The sequence below is a fragment of the Flavobacterium sp. RSP46 genome, assembly GCF_003984825.1.
GTDB lineage: Bacteria > Bacteroidota > Bacteroidia > Flavobacteriales > Flavobacteriaceae > Flavobacterium.
Genome location: NZ_RYDM01000008.1, coordinates 163,597 through 182,627, shown reverse-complemented (window position 1 = coordinate 182,627; position 19,031 = coordinate 163,597). Strand labels below are relative to the sequence as shown.

Below are 19,031 nucleotides of genomic sequence, written 5' to 3'. Positions count from 1 at the left end.
TTAGGTGGTCATTTTGAATTGGAATCAGGTGCTCACTTTAAATTGGAATTGGGTGGTCAATATCACTGGAATTTGCACTAAAGTAAAATTTTGATAGATACTATTGTTGCCATTATCACCCTTTAATTGCTTGTCAGTATAAAATAGATAGAGTGGATTGTTTTTCTCTTTAATGTAGTTCACGCTTTCAAAGTGTCCAGTTTCTTTGTTTATTGCCGGAACAGGGCAGTTTTCAAGGTAATTTAATCGTCCTCCACCATATTTAAAATCTGTTTCAAATTTGCAAATTCTACAGTTGGCATTTAATATTTGTCCCATGTTTTTATATTGTAACTTTAAAAGCATAATCACCCCATGACATTAGTATCATTGCGATTAAATGCCCAATTAACTAAGAAGTTTAGTAAGAGTTTAATGCAGAAATAAATACAGTAAATTATGAAAAATTGTTTTCCATTTAATTTGGTTAATTTTACCATCATGAATTAATAAAATCCTCCCTTTCGTAAGTTTTAATGATTGACTTTCTGCAATTTCAGAGTTTATAAAAACGCTGTCACCTTTTGATATCTCCCAGTAATTTTTTTGATGTACTGTAATTTCTGTTTCAGAAGAAGTTTTGTAAATGTTAACTGTAAAAATCTGTATTATTGTATTGTTTTTGACTTCATATATTTTTTTTTCGTTGCTTATTTGATATGAGCCGTCTTTAATAACCTCATTGTTTATAGATACTTTATTTCCAATTTCTACTTCTGCTAAATAATATGATCTTTCTATTTCAAAAATTTTGCCATCAACAAGTTTTTGCTCAACAATAAATAATTTTTCCCGACGAATGTTATTCAAATAATTTCCAATATCTAAATCTGGAATTACATTTTCATTTGCTAAAGTGAAAAACTGATTGTCTGTTCCATCTAGTTTTAAAATTAACACCCCTTCGTCAATAAATGCTTCATTGCATAGGATTTTATCTGAAATTCTGTCAATTAGTAATGATTTGGCCTCAGGAAAATAATCCCATTTCCCTATTTGTGCCTGACCGTTTTTTGATAGAATTAGTGTTTTATCTTTTTTAAAAATTAACCTCTGTATCTCATTGTCTCTGTCTACAATAGTCCAAGGTTTATCAACAAGGATATTTGATTTCTCGAGGGAAGCAGTATGGTTTTTTAATCGTTTTACGATGCTGCTTAATTCTGTTTGTACCATTTTTTATTATATTTCTCATCTTGCGTTTCCTAAATATCAGGTCTACTTCCAGTAAAATGACACAAGATTTGCTTTTATTTAATTCCAGTTCCTTTTTTTAGTTTTTATATACAATTATTCTTTCAACATAAGAAACAGGTGTTCCATTTTGATATGCAATTTGGGCAGTCCAATTTTTACGTTCGTCATATTTGTAGTTGTAACTTCCTTTTGTTTGTAAGCTACCATCTTTGTTGTAATTAATAACGTCTTTAATGTTGCCATCGTCATAATAAGTATATTCTGTTTTCCCTTGAGAATATTTTTCGGTAATTAATTCATTTTTTTCATTATAAAAATAAGCCGTTTCATTAAATTCTTTTGTTTGCCAATCTTTAATTAGTTCTTTTTTCAAATTATTATTCTCATCATATTCTCTCTTTACCATATAGCCAGCATCACTACTTTCTTCAATGCAGTTACCATTCAAATCATATTTTAATTTGAATTGCATAACTCGTTTACCTTCCACTGGTGTATAGCGGTTTTGTTCTATTTTTTGATTTTTCTCGTTATATTTAACTTTAGTAATAAAACTAATGCCGTAACTATTATATTCTGAAAATTCAATTTCATTACCTAAATCATTATATTTTGTAACTACTTCGCAAACATCTAGATCAAAACAATCTTCTTCACCTTTTACTGGTTCACCAAATTTCTCGGTTACTTTATAGAGTGATTTTTTTACTGAAATAATGTTTCCTTTTAAATTTTCTTTTTTTAAATCATTGTTATTTGCGTTTTTACCACAGCTTGAAAGGTTACAGTTACTAAATATTAGTAGTAAGATCAGGAATTTTTTCATAATTATTTGTTTATAGTTTTGTATTTAAATTCACTAGCTTCTACATAGCTACTAAACTCATAAGTTTCTCTTTTTAAAATTGAATGTAAAAAAATTGAATTTTTTTGGCGTATTTGAGATTCAAATTCGTCTTGCATTTTTAGTTTTGTTGTATAATCAAAATTAGGGACTTCAATAATATCTGTCCAAGAAGATTTTGTTTTAATATTCTTCATACGTTGTCCATTTCCGTCTTCATGAATACTACCAGTTTTATAAGTTATCACAGTCCAAACATATTTTGGAACATTAACGGGTTTATCAATTATCTGCTCTTTTAAAGTTTTGTTTTCTTCTTTTAATTTTTCAATTTCACTGCCGTCATTTTTACATGATTGTAGAGATAATAATGATATTAATATCAAAATAATTTTCTTCATAATAATTGATTTATTTTTTACTGTTTTTAGAAAATATCACTACTAACGCTTAGTTTGTGTATTTCAATTTTATATAATCCTTCATCAATAAATGCTTTAGCTATTTTCTGTTGTTCAAAAAGGCTAAGATTCCTCACGTTATTGTATTGTTTAGAATGAACTATTTCTTTCTGATAATACTTATATCTCCAATCTATAGTTAAGCTTCCCGTGCTGTATTGTAATTTGACTAGTTGATTTGTTCCCACTTCGTATAAATTTAGTTCACGATTGTCTATCTTAGTTATAGCACCATTCCCATTAAACACTACATCGTTTAGCATATTTATTATTACATTAAATTTTTTATCTAATGTTTGCCCTTGCAAATCATCTTTATCCTTACTTAATTCAATAAAGAATTTTATTAAAATAAATGCAACAACGAGTATTATTATTGTCCAAATCATAATTTTATTTTTTTGATTATTTTTTAATTTGAAGATTATGAATTATAGAAGTTATTTAAAAGGTCTTCGATAGTTTCATTTGTCTTTTTGTTTAATTCTTCCATTAAATCAATTTTCGTTTTCAGCAATGCTGTTTCTTCGTTAATACCTGTCAACATCAGTTTTGTTACTCTTTTGATTACTGCTTTTTTATTGATAATCTCAAATGATTCTTCTGGTAACATTTTTTTAGTTTTTGCACCTTTTAAATTTTCTTTTAATTTTTCACATACAGCCTTGCCGTTTCGATTAGTAATAATTTCATTTAAAAATGTAATTTGGGATTCTAGAATTTCAACCTCAATCTTTCCTTCGTTTTTCTCTAGATAAGATTCTTCTTTTTCTATCACTGAATTCACAAAACTATTTTTATTAGTTTTTTGATTTTTACAAATCTTATGGGGTATCTCCTCATTAATCATATTTTCTTCGTCTTCATCTTTGTTATCTCTAATTATAAAGTAACGAAGTAAAAATACCAGTAAAATGAATGCAATTCCAATCCCAACATATTTTGCGACAACTGCAGCTTCTTCCTGTCGTTTTCCATCTCGAAATCTTTTTATAGAACCTTGTACATCATTGGGGTCTATGTCGGCATCCCAAATAATATCTTTATCATATTTAGAATTACCTAAACCAGTGTTTTCACCTCTAAATAAAGGTGCTTGCGGGGCATTAATTCTACCTTTACCATAAGCTGCATTAGGATTTTTACTCAGAGCTTCGTGAGCTTTAAAAAAGTCATCATAAGTTTTATCTTCGATTTTTTCTTGAGATAAAATAAAATTTGTAGATAGAATAATTAGTATTAAAATAATTGTCTTTTTCATATAATTTTGAATTTGTTTCTGATTTCTATATTCTGTTTCAGAATCTATTTTACATTGTATTATCCTTTCAGTAAAAATATTGAGTAAGCTCATCTGAGCCTCCCGAACTAACATCGGAACGTTTTTTTTCCGTTGGAAAACCATTTACGTTATATTTTAAAATGTAATTAAATGTAGGAGAACCTCCGCCATCTTGAATCATGTTATTTGGAGAAAACATTTCTTCATCAGTTTCAAGTAACAAATTAAAACCTAAGACATTCTTAAAAGGATTGTTTTTAGCATCATATTCATAAGTATATGTATTAGAAAGCGAACCATTATAAAACACCTCGTTTTTCACTATATTCCCATTTGTAATAGTCAATACACCTGTATTCATTCCGGTAGGCTGAGTCCTTTTGTAAGAAACGGTGCCGTTAGAATTATATGTATATGTGTAAGAGTTTGTGCCGTCATAATTTCGTTTCCAAACTTTTGTAGCAACTTTTCCATCAACATAAGTATATTCTTTTGAACTTTGAAAATTATTATTCACCCTTTCTTCAATTTTGGTAATCACATTACCTGTATATGAGTAGTTGGAGACAAAACCTCCATCATTTTTTCTACTCACTATTTTATTTCCATCATATATATGACTAATCGTTTCAATGTCATTTGGACTGTGAGTCTGTACAATTGTTTTTACAAAGACCGAAACAACTGGTTTAGTTTCTGTTTCAGTATTTGAGCTACAAGAGTTCAACATTAGAATTCCAAATAATAACATTGTTCTGTAGATAGAGAGGTTTTTCATTTTCATATTAATTTTAAAATCATTTCTATTTTCAAATATAGGCAAATATGCCTATAGCATTATTGCTTTATTCAACGAATTTTATTTCGTGGATAATCAAGATAAAAAAAGCACATTAACAAACTTCGGAAACAAACTTCGGCAATTACGATTAGCAAAAGGATTCACTCAAGAACAACTTGCAAATGAACTTGGTGTTGAAATTTCCCAAATCAGCAGAATTGAAAGAGGTATTGTTAATACTTCTGTTACTACTTTATATGCTATTTCCAAAACCTTAAAAATTGATGTTTCTGAACTGTTTGTTTTTGATACTCCTTAAATTTTAAATTAAAAACAAACCTATATTACTTTTGCTAGTTTCTTTTACTAACAAAGAAACGTGTATTACTTTCTTTCCACAATACCCACTTTTAGTGATATGTTAACAAAGTAATTTGTTTTAAAAATCATTCCATTACGGTTTTCCACATTCTGTGAAAATAAAACACAGTTATCTTTTACGATAACCACATTAATCAAATATAGAACAAATTTTGACTTATCATAAAAGATAATTAAGATTTGGAAAATTCCTTACAAATAAAGGTTGGTAAACGTATTCAGGAAATCAGAATTGAGAAAAGTTTATCTCAACAAGATTTGGCTGCAAAGTGTAACTTTGAGAAGAGCAATATGTCCAGATTAGAAGCGGGAAGAGCTAATGCAACTCTTTCAACCCTTGAAATAGTTTCCAATGCTTTAGAAGTTGATGTAATAGAACTTTTTAAATAAGTGGGTAGTATCCTGACCAACAAAAATTTATGTTGAATCAGGATAAAATCTTATTTTAATTTCACTGAAAGACTTCTCATTGCTTCACTTACTTTCTTCTGTACTACTTTTCCATAACTCTCCTGTGTAATAACCATATTAGAATGTCCTAGTAGTTCTGATACTATTTCCATAGGAACATCATTGTAGAGAAGAACAGTTGAAGCGAATGTTTTCCTGGCAATGTGGTGCGTAAGACGTTTTTCAATTCCAGTTACATCTGCAATCTCTTTTAAATATGAATTGAATTTTTGATTGCTTATTGATGGGAATATGCGGTTACTATCAGTTGAGTATTTCTCAATAATTTCTTGAGCTTTAGGAAGTATTGGAATGGAGATTTGACGTTGTGTCTTCTCTCTCTTCATTTGAATCCAGTTAATGTTGTCAAAACCTATTTGGATGTTCTTCTTTTCAAGATTTGCCATTTCATTATAGGCTAGTCCTGTATAACAACAGAATATGAATAAGTCTTGAATCGTGCTTAATCTTTTTTGTTGCAATACTGCTTCTTCAAGGGTTTTGAGTTCTTCTGTAGTAAGAAATATAACCGTTTTACGGACTGTTTTAGACTTGTGAAGTATAAATGGATCTCTGTCTAAATATCCTTCTGAAATAGCTTGTTTTATTGGGGTTCTAAGCCTTTGAATGGTTTTGTTGATAGTAATTTGTTCTTGTTTCTTCTCTGTCTTTAAATAGTAATCAAAATCATCTAAAAACTGTAGACTCAATTCTTCTAAAGGAAAATCTGTTTTTTTAAATTTCCATTTCAGGAATGCTTCCAGATGATTTCCAACGTAAACGAATTTGTTATAGGTGTTGTCTTTGATTTCTAATCCTACGAGTTTTTTGATTTTGGCTAGATACTGTTTGTAGTAGGAAAGGACAAATTCCTTCTTTTTGATTTCTACACCTACGAATGTTTTGTAGATGTTATCAATAGTACAATCTTCGCCCTGAAGTTGAAATACCAAAATAATGTTGTTTATCTTAATTTGGACTTGTTCAATCTGAGCATTAATAAATTTGTAGTTTGTGTCTTGTAGGCTTACTTTTTGAAGTTTGTTTTCCCAGTAGTTTGGGTTTACAAATAGTCCAGTAGAGAATTGTTTTCGCTCTTTGTTAAGAGTGATTCTACAATAAAGGGGACATAGTCCTTTAGAGTTTGTCTTTACGCCACTTATTACGAATAAGATGGTCACTTTTTTTTGGTTCATTTCCAATTGTGTTTGAGTTAAACAATTGGCATTACAATTAGTAAAATGGGGGTCACCTTTAAAATTTAGATGGTCACCTTATAGTCACCCTTTTTTGCAAAATAAGTTGGCAAGTTGACAGAAATCAAAAATTCTCTCTTATCTCCTGAATCCCCGTGAAGTCCCGTTTTCACTACAGCTTTAAAACAAAAAAGACCTTACATCACTGTAAAGTCTTTTTAAAAAGCTCCCTCTCTTGGGCTCGAACCAAGGACCCTCTGATTAACAGTCAGATGCTCTAACCAACTGAGCTAAGAAGGAAACTGTATATTTTTATTCTGGTAAAAAATGAACGTTTTTGTGTGCTTATTAATGAAGTTTATTTCACTTGTAAAGCGGTGCAAATATAGGGCTTAATTTGATTTCTGCAAGCAAAAATAAATTTTTTTTTAATTTTTTTTACTTCCCTACAATTGCCTTGTAAATGTCGTTTCCGTTAGCAAATAATAACAGTGTTATAAGTAATACGAAACCAACCATTTGCGCATTCTCTAGGAATTTGTCACTTGGTTTTTTACCACTGATGATTTCATATAATAAAAACATAACGTGACCTCCATCAAGTGCCGGAATAGGCAATAAGTTCATTACACCTAGCATTATGGATAACAATGCAGTGATGTTCCAGAACACTTGCCAGCTCCAGGTATTAGGAAAGATGTTAAAAATAGCAGCAAACCCCCCAACTTCTTTATAGGCTTCAGTTTTAGGATTAAATATCGTTATAAGCTGATTCCCATAATCAACTAATCCATTAAAACCAATATTAATCCCAATTGGAATTGATTCTGCAAAACTATATTTCTCACGATTAACTTTATAAAGATTCAATTTTTCAATATTAGAATAAGGTAATCTTGAAGCGTAAGCTATTCCTAATTTTGATTTGTTATTAAATATTACTGTTGTCTGAATGATTTTACCATCTCGTTTTAAAGTTACGGGAACCGTTTTCCCACTAAAGTTTTTAAATTGTGATATTGCTTGATCAGCATATTTTATAGGGCTGCCATTAAAGTGGGTTATAATATCTGCAGATTTTATAGTTTTAAAATTAGGAGAACTCTTTTCAATCTCACTAACGATAAATGGAATCCTCATTTCTACTAATGTACGTTTAACGCCAGAATTACTTATTTGATTGATAATATTTATAGGAAACTCAATTATTTTAGTTTCATTATTTCTTTCAACTGTAACTTCTTTAGCTAAGAATAAATTTTTAGAGATATCATCATAACGTTCCATTTTCTTTCCATTTATAGAGAGTATTTTATCGCCTGTTTGTATTCCTGCTTTTTCAATAGCTGGATTTGTTACCCAAATTCCATCTTTCAAATCCGCATTTGCTATGAAAATATCGCCATAAGCAAATGCCATTCCGATATATATAATGAAAGCCAAAATAAAATTTACGGTAACGCCTCCCAACATAATAATCAAACGTTGCCAAGCCGGTTTAGAGCGAAATTCCCAGGGTTGCGGAGGCAAGGCCATTTGTTCCTTGTCCATGCTTTCATCAATCATTCCGGAAATTTTCACATAACCGCCAAGAGGCAACCACCCGATACCGTATTCAGTTTCGCCAATTTTCTTTTTGATAAGGGAATATTTAACATCAAAAAATAAGTAGAATTTTTCGACTCTGGTTTTAAACAGTTTAGCAGGAATGAAATGTCCTAATTCGTGAAGTATAATCAGTAATGATAAGCTCAATAAAAATTGAGAAAGCTTGATAACTATGTCCATTTTTTAATTTTAGTTCTTTTACAACTTACAAAAGTAAGGTTTTCTATTTGTTTAATTCGCAATAATTGTTCCATACCGTTTTAAATGTTTGTTAATTAATGAAAATTCAGTCCCTCGTTTCGCTGCTGTCTCGTAACTTTACTTTTTTTTAAAGGAAATTCCCTTTGTCTTTATTTTAATTACATACTTAAATTACTACTATGTCATCTCAATTATTTTCTCCACTCCAAATAAAAAGCATCACGCTTAAAAATAGAATTGCAATTTCTCCTATGTGCCAATATTCTGCTCATGATGGCTTTGCTAATGATTGGCATCTTGTGCATCTGGGAAGTCGCGCCTGCGGAGGCGCAGGATTAATCATTCAGGAAGCGACTTCGGTTTCTCCAGAAGGCAGGATTTCTCCGGGCGATTTGGGACTTTGGAAAGACGAACAAATCGAAAAAATGCAGCAAATTAATCAATTTATCATCAGTCAGAATTCAATTCCCGGAATCCAATTGGCACATGCCGGAAGAAAAGCCAGCGCCGCATCACCATGGAACGGAGGTAGAAAAGTAGCTAAAATACAAGACGGTTGGGGTCCAGTAGCGCCAAGTGCTGTAGCCTATCATGACAATGAAGCAATACCAATTGCATTAGACCAAACAGGAATTCAAAAAGTAGTTTCCGACTTTAAATCAGCCACAAAAAGAGCGCTTCAAGCAGGTTTTCAAGTGATGGAAATCCATGCCGCACACGGGTATTTGTTGCATCAGTTTCTTTCGCCTTTGTCTAATTTTAGAACCGATGAATACGGTGGAAGTTTCGAAAACCGAATCCGATTGACACTCGAAGTCGTTGTAGCAGTTCAAGCTGAGTGGCCGGAAAACTTGCCTTTATTCGTTAGAATCTCAGCAACAGACTGGGCAGAAGGCGGGTGGAATTCTGAGGAATCTGTACAACTTTCGAAAATACTAAAAGAAAAAGGAGTGGACTTGATTGATGTTTCTTCGGGAGGATTAGTTTCGCACCAACAAATTCCGTTGGGACCAAATTACCAAGTCCCTTTTGCAGAAAGCATAAAAAAAGAAACCGGAATCCGGACTGGCGCCGTAGGTTTAATCACTAATGCCGCCCAAGCTGAGGAGATTGTTGCTTCAGGTAAAGCGGATTTAGTGTTATTTGCCAGAGAGTCCCTGAGAAATCCAAATTTAGGATTGACATTTGCCCATGACTTAAAGGCGGAGATCGAATGGCCAAAACAATACGAAAGAGCAAAAAAGTAAAATTTTGAAACATATAAGTCAAATACGTTTTACTTTTAAAAAGTATAAAGTGACACTGTGTAAAGGCATTTTAATTCTTCTATGAACTTAAATTCATTAAATGCTTAAAAAAACAAGAATCTTTATTTTGAAAAGATAATGAGTTGAGAAGAATTTATAGTACTCCTCTAAATTTTAAAAACGTATAGGACTTACATGTTTAAAAATAATACGCCAATAATTTGAAAATTACTACCATGCAAAAAATAAAAACAGCTTTGCTTTCCTACGGAATGTCCGGAAAAGTATTTCATGCTCCTTTTTTAGAATTTCATCCCGGATTTGAGCTGCTTGGTTCTTGGGAACGAAGTAAAAAATTGATTCATCAAGATTGTCCTTCGGTGAAAAGTTATGCCACGATGGAAGAGCTATTAGAGGATGATCTTGATCTGGTGGTAGTCAATACCCCTGTAGAGACACATTACGAATATGCTAAAAAAGTGCTGTTGGCCGGGAAACACGCCATTGTCGAGAAAGCATTTACCACAACGGTTGCCCAAGCGCAGGAATTAGCTGCTATCGCTAAAGAAAATGGATTGAAACTGGCCGTTTTTCAAAACAGACGATGGGACAGTGATTTCAAGACCGTCCAGAAAATCATTTCAGAGAAAGTTTTGGGAGATCTTATAGAAGCCGAAATCCATTTTGATCGGTACAATCCGCTTTTGAGTCCAAAACAACACAAAGAAACCGCCAATTCCGGTGCTGGAATTCTCAAGGATTTAGGGCCACATTTAATCGATCAGGCCTTGTGCTTGTTTGGATTGCCACAGTCTGTTTTTGCTGACATCCGCATCACACGGGAACATTCTTTGGTTGATGATTATATCGATATTTTACTGTATTATTCTAACTTTCGTGTCCGATTAAAAGCGGGTTTTTTTGTCCGGGAAGCGATTCCCGCTTATATTATTCATGGAAAAAAAGGGTCATTCCTGAAACCGCGTGGCGATGTGCAGGAAGACGAATTAAAATTAGGAATGAAACCCAATCTGGATGTTTGGGGAACGGAATCAATTGAAAAAAGAGGATTGTTACACACGGAAATAAAAGGCAAAACGGTTCAGGAAATCACACCCACGCTTCAAGGGAATTATTATGACTTTTTTGACGGCGTATATCATTCGATTACAAATGAATCTATAGAACCGGTTACGGCACAAGAGGGTGTTCAGGTTATGCGAATTATTGAAGCGGCAATCCAAAGCAGTGCGCAGAAAAAAGTAATTGACCTATAAAATGTACCGCGAATTCGCTAATTTTTTTAAACTTTTGTGAAAATTAGTGAATTCGCGGGAATTACTTTTTATGAACAATAACGTTGTAGCTCGCATCAAATGTGTGGCTTTGACACAACCAATCGTTGCTTTTTGTAATTTTGGCACAATAAAATTCTAAAACAAATCACTTTGATAGATTTAAACTTTTTAGGAAGGTCAAAAACGAAAGCTAAATTCAAGAAAACATATAAAGATGCTAAGATTTCGTATCTGAAAAGAATTCGTTGGGCAGTTTCTATGTTCTATTTTGGTATGGGTTTGTGTTTTGCTACTTGGGCCAGCCGAATTCCGGATATTAAAACAGCATTGCACCTAAGCGAAGGGGATTTAGGGAGTATTTTATTTGCTTTGCCACTAGGACAACTGGTGGTGATGCCTTTTTCCGGTAAATTGGTCACTCGTTTTGGCAGTCATCGGATCTTGATTTTTTCCTTGCTTTTTTATGTTTTTAGCTTGACAAACTTGGGCTTGGCTGTTGCGGCTTGGCAATTGTCATTGGGATTATTCGTGTTTGGAATTTTTGGAAACTTGTCTAACATAGCCGTGAATACACAGGGTGTTTACACAGAAGTACTTTTCAAAAAAACAATTATGTCCTCTTTTCATGGGATGTGGAGTTTTGCCGGATTTACAGGTGCTTTAGTAGGATTGGGTATGCTGGCATTTGAGTTGACTCCGTATGTTCATTTTTTGATTGTTGCCGGAATAGTACTATTGATGATGGCATTTAATTATAATTTTTTGGTCAAAGCCAAAGAAACGATCCAAGTCGAGAAGAAAAAAATGTTTTCAAAACCAGATAGCGGTTTAATTTGGCTTGGTGTCATTGGCTTTTGTTGCATGGCCAGTGAAGGTGTTATGTTTGACTGGAGCGGCGTTTATTTCAAAGATGTTATCAAAGCACCCGGACCATTAGTGATTTTAGGATACACTTCTTTTATGATTATGATGGCAGGTGGGCGTTTTTTAGGGGATGGACTGATCCGTAAATTTGGAAGAAAAAGAGTCTTACAAATAAGTGGTATCATGATTTCGGCAGGACTTTTTACAGCAGTACTTTTTCCTTTTATTATTCCCGCAACCCTCGCTTTTATGTTTGTAGGACTAGGCGTTTCTACTATTGTGCCTACTGTATATAGTGTTGCCGGGAAAACACCAAACGTTTCTCCCAGCGTAGCCCTAACCACAGTTTCCAGCGTAAGCTTTCTTGGATTTTTGATGGGTCCGCCTATTATAGGGTACATCGCTGAGTTGTCCAGTCTGCGATTTTCATTCGCATTTATAGGTATTTTTGGATTTTTGATAGCACTGATGGTATCCCGAATTAAAGCTATAGACTAATTGGATTTTTGATTTGTAAAACAAGTTGTCTTCGTGTTTTTAGAATCAGATCTCCAAAAGACCTCTGTTGGAGTAAATTAAACCGAAAGACTGGTGGTCAGACATGCTTTTATAATTTAAAATATTTTCAGATTTGTATTTTATGCTTTCTTCAACCTGAGCTTCCCATCCAAAGGTATCATTCGGAAAATCGTTTTGGAGTTTTTCGTAGGAACCAATAAAAGCAGTCGTTAGTTCCTTGTGATTTGATGCAGTGTGTGGCTTTTCGCCAAAATAAATAATTTTCTTCAGTACAGAAAATACTTTTTTATTAATGCTGTCTGCTACAATTGGGACTTCTTTAGCAATTGGGATTTTTAAGCTTATTGTAGGACATGGCTTTTTGCAGGGTAATGTAGTTGTCGTTACAAAATTCTGGTATTCAAAAACTAATTCATTAGAGCACCGTGTGATAGAAAAAAGGATAAGTGAAAATAAGACAATGTATTTCATCTTTTAACAGATAATTAAACACAAAGGGACCTACTTGAGGCTTGGTAAGAATGAATTAAACGGTAAATTTGTAAAACAATCGAGCATTTTAAAATTAGAAGATATGAAATTTAATACTAAAGTGATTCACGGTGGACAACACCATGACCCAAGCACAGGCGCCGTTATGCCACCGGTATATCAAACATCTACATTTGCACAAACAAGTCCCGGACAACCCATAAATCCGGATTATGAATATAGCAGAGCTGCAAATCCTACCAGAACCGCACTGGAAAATGCATTAGCAAGTATAGAAAACGGAACCCGAGCATTGGCTTTTTCTTCAGGGTTAGCGGCTACAGATTGTGTTTTGCGTTCTTTCAAAGCAGGGGATGAAATTATAGCAATGGATGATTTATATGGAGGAACCTATCGCATGTTTACCCGTATTTACAAAGATTCCGGAATAAAATTTCATTTTGTGGATATGAATGACATAGAGAAATTCAAGTCATTGATAACTGAAAACACAAAATTAGTTTGGGTAGAAACGCCAACAAATCCTTTGATGAAATTAGTAGATATTCAGGAAATTGCTAAAATCACCAAAGAAAAGAAAATACTTTTTGCAGTTGACAATACTTTTGCAACGCCTTATTTACAAAAACCATTAGACTTAGGTGCTGATATTGTCATGCATTCGGCGACGAAATATCTTGGCGGTCATTCTGATGTAATTGCGGGAGCTTTAATTGTAAAAGAGGAGGCGCTTGGGGAACAATTGCATTTTCAACAATTTGCAACTGGAGCTACATTAGGGCCAATGGATAGTTTTTTAGTGCTTAGAGGAATAAAAACGTTGCATTTGCGTGTCGAAAGACATTGTCAGAATGGAGAGAAAGTAGCGAATTTTTTAGACAATCATATAAAAGTAAAGACGGTGTATTATCCAGGATTGCCAAGCCATCCGTTTCATGCAATTGCAAAAAAGCAAATGAGCGGTTATGGAGGAATGGTCTCGTTTACCTTTGTTTCTGGTAAAAAAGAAGATGCTATTGCTTTTCTAGAAAAAATTAACGTATTTACCCTTGCAGAATCCCTTGGAGGTGTAGAGTCATTAGCAAATCATCCGGCTTTGATGACTCACGCATCAATTCCGGAAGACAAACGGGCAGCAGTTGGTATCACAGATGATTTAGTCCGGTTAAGCGTAGGAATCGAAGATATCGAAGATTTACTGGAAGATTTGAAACAAGCCTTAGCGTAAGATTTTTTCAAAATAAAAACAAACCCCCAATTCTAATTTAGAGTTGGGGGTTTGTTGTGTGAAAGTATTACCATTATTATTACAAATAATAAATATACCCTACATTAAACCAGACCAGCCAGTCGTTTGCTTTGTTTTCTTTATAAATTTCCGGATTAGGATTTAAACCATCTACCCAGTTGGAAAAATAATACTGCATTCTTAAGTCGACCATTAAATCCGATAATGGAGATAATTTATAGCGGGTTCCCACGCTGGATACCACGGACCAGACAGATCCGCTTTCAGAAGAAAACCCATACGGACGACCATCAGTTGGGGTTAGATATTTAGGAAATGTAGTTAACGGAGTTCCTAAAGGGCCTAGTGAGGACGAAGCTTTTGCATTGTAATAACTAAACTGACCTCCCAGGCTTATAAAAGGCCCTAAGCTTCCTGTTCGGGAACTGAAATCACGAATACTCCAGGGAAAATATTCCAGTTGCATTCCAATGTTAGTAACAGCAGTGCTTCCTGTCATTGTGCGCAATTGATCTGCTTCCAGTGAGGGTTTCTCTGGAGCGACCCATTCGCCAAAGTGTTTTAAGTGGGTTTTATTATACGATAGCTCACTTCTTAATTTGAAGTGGTTGTTAAAATACGTTTCCGGGGTATAACAATTACAGTCGGCTTTATAAGAAAAATTCAAATAATGAATAATCCCTATTCCTATACCTGTATTTCCTGAGTTTGTTGAAAGGTCATTTCGTTCCCCATAATCAGATTGAAAAGCAACAGGCCCAACAACCACTCCTATTTCATGCGAAAAACCACCGAATTGTGCATTAGAATGAGGTAAAAACCCAAAAAAAAAAGGGTAAGCAGGGTTATTTGTTTGATCATTAGGGGGATAAATTTTCTAATCCTGACAAATATATAAAAACATCATTCACTAATAAAAATAAAATTATAAATAAGTTTACAAATTCTTATTTTACTTACGAAAGTCATAGTGATTTTAGATTAAATGGTATATCTTATACACAATTGATTGCAAATGGGTAATAAAAAAATAATTCTATTGATAAAGTGGAAAAACTAAGTCTGAATATTTTTATAAAATGTATCTTTGTATAGTTTAACGAAATCGTTTTCTTAATCAATTATTTATAATCTATGTTACTAAAAGTAAATGAATTTATGGCTCAAGTTGAAGCCAAAAATCCAAATGAACCTGAATTTATTCAAGCTGTTAGGGAATTCGCTGAAACTGTAATCCCATTTATTGCAGAACAGAAAAAATACGACGGAAAAAATTTGCTTCTCAGAATAGCTGAACCAGAACGGTCGATTATATTTCGTGTTCCGTGGGTTGACGATAGTGGTGAAATACAGGTTAACAGAGGTTTTAGAATTCAAATGAATTCAGCAATCGGACCATACAAAGGGGGAATACGCTTCCACCATACGGTAAATTTATCAGTGCTTAAGTTTTTAGCATTTGAACAAGTATTCAAAAATAGTCTGACCACTTTGCCAATGGGCGGAGGAAAAGGAGGATCGGATTTTGATCCACAAGGAAAATCAGATGGGGAAGTGATGCGTTTCTGTCAGTCTTTCATGACGGAATTGTGCAGACACATCGGGCCACAATTAGACGTTCCTGCAGGAGATATTGGTGTTGGAGCCAGGGAAATTGGGTATCTATTTGGTCAATACAAAAGAATAAAAAACGAATTTACTGGAGTGTTAACCGGTAAAGGACTGGCTTACGGAGGTTCTTTGATCAGACCGGAAGCAACAGGGTATGGAGTGGTTTATTTTGCGGAACAAATGCTTAAAACCATAGGCCAAACTATCAATGGAAAAACAGTTTCCATTTCTGGATTTGGGAATGTGGCTTGGGGAGTCGCTTTGAAAGTAAATGACCTTGGCGGAAAATTAGTTACTATTTCAGGTCCAGATGGGTATATTTATGATGAGGAAGGTATTTTCGGAGAAAAAATTGACTTTATGCTAGAGATGAGGGCAAGAGGCGATAACAGATGCGAATCGTATTTAGAAAAATATCCAAATGCCGCTTTCCACAGAGGTAAAAGTGTGTGGGAAGTAAAAACAGATATTGCCATTCCTTGCGCAACTCAAAATGAGTTGAACGAGGAAGATGCAAAAAACTTAATTGCAAATGGAGTTATTTGTGTAACCGAAGCAGCAAACATGCCATGTACGTTAGAAGCTATCAAAGAATTCTTAAACGCAAAAGTCCTTTTTGCACCAGGTAAAGCGGCAAATGCAGGTGGTGTTGCAGCCTCTGGATTAGAGATGACACAAAATTCTATTCGTTTAAACTGGACCAGTGAAGAAGTAGATAGCAGACTAAAAGAGATTATGGTAGGAATCCACAATCAATGTAAAAGATATGGTACGGACGAAGAAGGATATGTGAACTATGTAAAAGGAGCAAACATTGCTGGATTTGTAAAAGTAGCAGATGCTATGCTGGCACAAGGGGTCGTGTAAATCAGCTTTAATTATTGTATAAAATGCCTTTTGTCTTTATTCTGGACAGAAGGCATTTTTTGTGTGTAACAAAATGCTAAGACTTTCGTTTGTTCTATATTTGTAATTCAATAGTCATACAGATAATGAACAAGAGCGTTTTATTTTTTTTGCTGCTACTTTTTGTGCAAATGGGTTTTGCTCAAAACGATTTGTCGTGGCAGGGTTATTTCTCCTATAATGAAATAAAAGATGTCTCCGTATCTGCAACAGCCGTTTTTGCTGCTTCTGAAAATGCGTTGTTTTCTAAAAACACAACCAGTAATATAATCAAAACCACCAATACAGTAGATGGACTCTCCGGACAAACCATCTCGTCGGTATTTCATAGTACAGCCTCCAATAAAACAATTGTAGGATATGAAAACGGACTGCTAATCGTGATTAATGAAGTTGATGGAAGCATGCTCAATGTAGTCGATATTATCAACAAACAACTTCCTTCGGATATAAAGAAAATCAATCATTTCATGGAATTTGAAGGGATAGCTTATCTCTCGTGTGATTTTGGTATTGTCCAATTTAATTTGGCCACCATGCAATTTGGGGATACTTATTTTATTGGGAATGCCGGTGCCGAAATCAGTGTGAGCCAAACCGCATTGTACAATGGTTTTATTTATGCTGCCACAAATAATGGAATAAAAAGAGCTGCTGTTTCTAATAAGAATTTAGTCGATTTTAACCAATGGACCACAATAGCCTCTGGAATCTGGTCTGGCATAACAACAGTAGGTTCAAATCTGTATGCTGTGGACGCTTCGGGATACATTCATAAATTTAATTTGGTTACGGATTCGTTTGCGGGATCTGTCCGGCTTTCTCAACCTGCATTGGATATGAGAACATCGGATGGTTATTTAGTAGTTACAACTTTAAGCAGGATTTATATTTATAACAGCCAAATGGCATTGGTACATCAAATAAACACCAATCAACTGCCGGAACCCAATATTAGTTTTACGTGTGCTACTATAATAGGCGACACTGTTTTTATTGGAACAAAAGAAAATGGATTGACTACAACTACGCTTTCTTTGGGGGTAACTTTTGAAAACATAACACCCATTGGTCCGTCAAGAAACAATATATTTTCGCTTCAGGTGGCGCCCAGCTCGCTTTGGGGGGTTTACGGAGATTATACGTCCGATTATAATCCGTATCCGTTAGACAGTTATGGGATTAGTAAATTTAGCGCTACAGGGTGGTTAAATATTCCGTATGAAGCAGTTTTAGGAGCGCAATCAATGACCAGAATAATAGTTAATCCAAGCAATGAAAACGAAGTATATGCCAGTTCTTTTTTCTCAGGACTGTTGAAAATAGAAAATGACGTACCAAAAATTTTGTACAATCAAACCAATAGCGGCTTAGAGTCATTAACCTTTGCAGGGCCTAATTATAAAGACATTAGGATCAATGGAACCGCATTTGACAAAACAGGAAATCTTTGGGTTACCAACAGCCGAATAAAAAATGGATTGAAAGTCTTGAGGCCTTCGGGTCAATGGCAAAGTTATGCGATGGATGCTATTTTGGACTCGCCAAATGACAACAATTTTGGAACAATTGCAATAGATAGAAATGGAACCAAATGGCTTTCTACGAATGGTGATGGTGTGATTGGTTTTAACGAAAGTAACACTAAATTTAAAAAAATAACAACAGGCGCTGATTTGGGTAATTTACCAGTTTCGGATGTTCGAACTATTGCAATAGATACCAGAAACCAGCTCTGGATCGGTACTACAAAAGGGTTGCGAATTTTGTCAAATGTAAGTAGTTTTCAATCGGATGACCAGATGACAACTAATCCCATAATTATTACAGACGATAATCTGGCCCAAGAATTGTTATACGAACAGTTTATTACGGATATTGCTGTTGATGGTGCCAATAATAAATGGATAGGAACGGCTGATTCCGGTTTGTTTTTAGTCTCGCCAAACGGTCAGGAAACCAAATATCATTTTACAATAAGCAACTCGCCGTTGCCCAGCAATGTGATCAATGACATTGAGATCAATAGCGCTACGGGCGAAGTTTTTATTGCTACTGCAAAAGGGCTGATTTCTTTCAAAGGAATTGCAACTGCTGCTAATGATGATTTAAGTAACGCGTATGTGTATCCAAATCCGGTACGACCGGAATACCAAGGAACCGTTAAAATTGCCGGATTACTGGATAAAGCCAACATTAAAATCACTGATATTGGAGGAAATCTGGTTTATGAAACCACTTCCGAGGGTGGAACAATAGAATGGGATACCACCGCCTTTGGGAAATATAAAGTGGCTTCCGGGGTGTATATGATTTTTATTTCGGCACAAGACGGAGTGGAAACTAAAGTTAAAAAAGTAATGATAATCAGGTAATTTAGAAGAATGAATTTTTCAATCTTTAAA

Annotated in this window: 19 protein-coding genes and 1 tRNA gene; 8 read left to right on the top strand and 12 right to left on the bottom strand. The window is 34.2% G+C overall.

Going from position 1 to position 19,031, the window contains the following annotated elements; translation table 11 throughout:
- Nucleotides 1-24: 24 nt before the first annotated feature.
- The 7 genes from EKM01_RS12905 to EKM01_RS12875 form a co-directional block, all read right to left on the bottom strand.
- A complete protein-coding gene (locus EKM01_RS12905; protein WP_126768606.1) occupies nt 25-318 on the bottom strand; it encodes a hypothetical protein in 294 nt (97 codons plus the stop codon).
- Between the two features lie 93 nt (nt 319-411).
- Nucleotides 412-1,215 (bottom strand): hypothetical protein, encoded by an 804-nt coding sequence (locus EKM01_RS12900; RefSeq protein WP_126554058.1) that lies wholly within the window; start codon nt 1,213-1,215, stop codon nt 412-414.
- Between the two features lie 97 nt (nt 1,216-1,312).
- Nucleotides 1,313-2,062 carry a hypothetical protein gene (locus tag EKM01_RS12895; protein WP_126768605.1) on the bottom strand — a complete coding sequence of 250 codons (750 nt, stop codon included), beginning with the start codon at nt 2,060-2,062 and terminating at the stop codon, nt 1,313-1,315.
- 2 nt (nt 2,063-2,064) lie between these two features.
- The gene (locus EKM01_RS12890; protein ID WP_126768604.1) at nt 2,065-2,481 is read right to left on the bottom strand and encodes a hypothetical protein; all 417 of its coding nucleotides are present in this window, start codon (nt 2,479-2,481) and stop codon (nt 2,065-2,067) included.
- A gap of 26 nt (nt 2,482-2,507) precedes the next feature.
- Nucleotides 2,508-2,930 carry a hypothetical protein gene (locus EKM01_RS12885; protein WP_126768603.1) on the bottom strand — a complete coding sequence of 141 codons (423 nt, stop codon included), beginning with the start codon at nt 2,928-2,930 and terminating at the stop codon, nt 2,508-2,510.
- Nucleotides 2,931-2,965: 35 nt separating this feature from the next.
- Nucleotides 2,966-3,802, bottom strand: coding sequence for a hypothetical protein (locus tag EKM01_RS12880; RefSeq protein WP_126768602.1), 837 nt, complete (start codon nt 3,800-3,802; stop codon nt 2,966-2,968).
- Nucleotides 3,803-3,869: 67 nt separating this feature from the next.
- Nucleotides 3,870-4,601: a hypothetical protein gene (locus EKM01_RS12875; RefSeq protein ID WP_126768601.1), complete on the bottom strand. Its 732-nt coding sequence runs from the start codon at nt 4,599-4,601 to the stop codon at nt 3,870-3,872.
- Nucleotides 4,602-4,689: 88 nt separating this feature from the next.
- On the opposite strand from EKM01_RS12875, the gene EKM01_RS12870 reads away from it, so the two are divergent.
- On the top strand, nt 4,690-4,923 hold the full coding sequence (locus EKM01_RS12870) for a helix-turn-helix domain-containing protein (RefSeq protein ID WP_158616103.1): 234 nt from the start codon (nt 4,690-4,692) through the stop codon (nt 4,921-4,923).
- Nucleotides 4,924-5,165: 242 nt separating this feature from the next.
- Nucleotides 5,166-5,375, top strand: a complete 210-nt coding sequence (locus EKM01_RS12865; protein WP_126768599.1) for a helix-turn-helix domain-containing protein — start codon at nt 5,166-5,168, stop codon at nt 5,373-5,375.
- Nucleotides 5,376-5,425: 50 nt separating this feature from the next.
- On the opposite strand, the gene EKM01_RS12860 is transcribed toward EKM01_RS12865, so the two are convergent.
- From EKM01_RS12860 to rseP, 3 genes are all read right to left on the bottom strand, one after another.
- On the bottom strand, nt 5,426-6,631 hold the full coding sequence (locus tag EKM01_RS12860; RefSeq protein ID WP_126768598.1) for a site-specific integrase: 1,206 nt from the start codon (nt 6,629-6,631) through the stop codon (nt 5,426-5,428).
- 226 nt (nt 6,632-6,857) lie between these two features.
- Nucleotides 6,858-6,931: transfer RNA gene (locus tag EKM01_RS12855), tRNA-Asn, on the bottom strand.
- A 138-nt stretch (nt 6,932-7,069) separates the two neighbouring features.
- Nucleotides 7,070-8,419: an RIP metalloprotease RseP gene (gene rseP, locus EKM01_RS12850; protein ID WP_126457651.1), complete on the bottom strand. Its 1,350-nt coding sequence runs from the start codon at nt 8,417-8,419 to the stop codon at nt 7,070-7,072.
- Between the two features lie 200 nt (nt 8,420-8,619).
- On the opposite strand from rseP, the gene EKM01_RS12845 reads away from it, so the two are divergent.
- The 3 genes from EKM01_RS12845 (at nt 8,620) to EKM01_RS12835 (ending at nt 12,347) form a co-directional block, all read left to right on the top strand.
- On the top strand, nt 8,620-9,687 hold the full coding sequence (locus EKM01_RS12845; RefSeq protein ID WP_126768597.1) for an NADH:flavin oxidoreductase/NADH oxidase: 1,068 nt from the start codon (nt 8,620-8,622) through the stop codon (nt 9,685-9,687).
- Nucleotides 9,688-9,923: 236 nt separating this feature from the next.
- Nucleotides 9,924-10,964, top strand: a complete 1,041-nt coding sequence (locus tag EKM01_RS12840; protein WP_126768596.1) for a Gfo/Idh/MocA family oxidoreductase — start codon at nt 9,924-9,926, stop codon at nt 10,962-10,964.
- A gap of 171 nt (nt 10,965-11,135) precedes the next feature.
- Nucleotides 11,136-12,347 carry an MFS transporter gene (locus tag EKM01_RS12835; protein ID WP_126452111.1) on the top strand — a complete coding sequence of 404 codons (1,212 nt, stop codon included), beginning with the start codon at nt 11,136-11,138 and terminating at the stop codon, nt 12,345-12,347.
- Between the two features lie 45 nt (nt 12,348-12,392).
- Here the strand turns inward: EKM01_RS12835 and EKM01_RS12830 are convergent, their stop codons facing one another.
- Nucleotides 12,393-12,839 (bottom strand): hypothetical protein, encoded by a 447-nt coding sequence (locus tag EKM01_RS12830; protein ID WP_126768595.1) that lies wholly within the window; start codon nt 12,837-12,839, stop codon nt 12,393-12,395.
- A gap of 103 nt (nt 12,840-12,942) precedes the next feature.
- Here EKM01_RS12830 and EKM01_RS12825 point away from each other — a divergent pair, with 103 nt between their 5' ends.
- Nucleotides 12,943-14,088 (top strand): cystathionine gamma-synthase, encoded by a 1,146-nt coding sequence (locus EKM01_RS12825; protein ID WP_126576702.1) that lies wholly within the window; start codon nt 12,943-12,945, stop codon nt 14,086-14,088.
- 79 nt (nt 14,089-14,167) lie between these two features.
- Here the strand turns inward: EKM01_RS12825 and EKM01_RS12820 are convergent, their stop codons facing one another.
- Nucleotides 14,168-14,878 (bottom strand): glutamate dehydrogenase, encoded by a 711-nt coding sequence (locus EKM01_RS12820; RefSeq protein WP_233589330.1) that lies wholly within the window; start codon nt 14,876-14,878, stop codon nt 14,168-14,170.
- Between the two features lie 365 nt (nt 14,879-15,243).
- Here EKM01_RS12820 and gdhA point away from each other — a divergent pair, with 365 nt between their 5' ends.
- Together gdhA and EKM01_RS12810 are read left to right on the top strand one after the other, a co-directional pair.
- Entirely contained in the window at nt 15,244-16,587 is a 1,344-nt protein-coding gene (gene gdhA / locus EKM01_RS12815; protein WP_126457645.1) for an NADP-specific glutamate dehydrogenase, read from the top strand.
- Nucleotides 16,588-16,712: 125 nt separating this feature from the next.
- The gene (locus tag EKM01_RS12810; RefSeq protein ID WP_126563580.1) at nt 16,713-19,001 is read left to right on the top strand and encodes a T9SS type A sorting domain-containing protein; all 2,289 of its coding nucleotides are present in this window, start codon (nt 16,713-16,715) and stop codon (nt 18,999-19,001) included.
- Nucleotides 19,002-19,031 lie beyond the last annotated feature (30 nt).

Coding starts and splice junctions, on each gene's coding strand:
- EKM01_RS12905 (WP_126768606.1), bottom strand. CDS start 318: ATGGGACAAATATTAAATGCCAACTGTAGAATTTGCAAATTTGAAACA.
- EKM01_RS12900 (WP_126554058.1), bottom strand. CDS start 1,215: ATGGTACAAACAGAATTAAGCAGCATCGTAAAACGATTAAAAAACCAT.
- EKM01_RS12895 (WP_126768605.1), bottom strand. CDS start 2,062: ATGAAAAAATTCCTGATCTTACTACTAATATTTAGTAACTGTAACCTT.
- EKM01_RS12890 (WP_126768604.1), bottom strand. CDS start 2,481: ATGAAGAAAATTATTTTGATATTAATATCATTATTATCTCTACAATCA.
- EKM01_RS12885 (WP_126768603.1), bottom strand. CDS start 2,930: ATGATTTGGACAATAATAATACTCGTTGTTGCATTTATTTTAATAAAA.
- EKM01_RS12880 (WP_126768602.1), bottom strand. CDS start 3,802: ATGAAAAAGACAATTATTTTAATACTAATTATTCTATCTACAAATTTT.
- EKM01_RS12875 (WP_126768601.1), bottom strand. CDS start 4,601: ATGAAAAACCTCTCTATCTACAGAACAATGTTATTATTTGGAATTCTA.
- EKM01_RS12860 (WP_126768598.1), bottom strand. CDS start 6,631: ATGAACCAAAAAAAAGTGACCATCTTATTCGTAATAAGTGGCGTAAAG.
- rseP (WP_126457651.1), bottom strand. CDS start 8,419: ATGGACATAGTTATCAAGCTTTCTCAATTTTTATTGAGCTTATCATTA.
- EKM01_RS12845 (WP_126768597.1), top strand. CDS start 8,620: ATGTCATCTCAATTATTTTCTCCACTCCAAATAAAAAGCATCACGCTT.
- EKM01_RS12840 (WP_126768596.1), top strand. CDS start 9,924: ATGCAAAAAATAAAAACAGCTTTGCTTTCCTACGGAATGTCCGGAAAA.
- EKM01_RS12830 (WP_126768595.1), bottom strand. CDS start 12,839: ATGAAATACATTGTCTTATTTTCACTTATCCTTTTTTCTATCACACGG.
- EKM01_RS12825 (WP_126576702.1), top strand. CDS start 12,943: ATGAAATTTAATACTAAAGTGATTCACGGTGGACAACACCATGACCCA.
- gdhA (WP_126457645.1), top strand. CDS start 15,244: ATGTTACTAAAAGTAAATGAATTTATGGCTCAAGTTGAAGCCAAAAAT.
- EKM01_RS12810 (WP_126563580.1), top strand. CDS start 16,713: ATGAACAAGAGCGTTTTATTTTTTTTGCTGCTACTTTTTGTGCAAATG.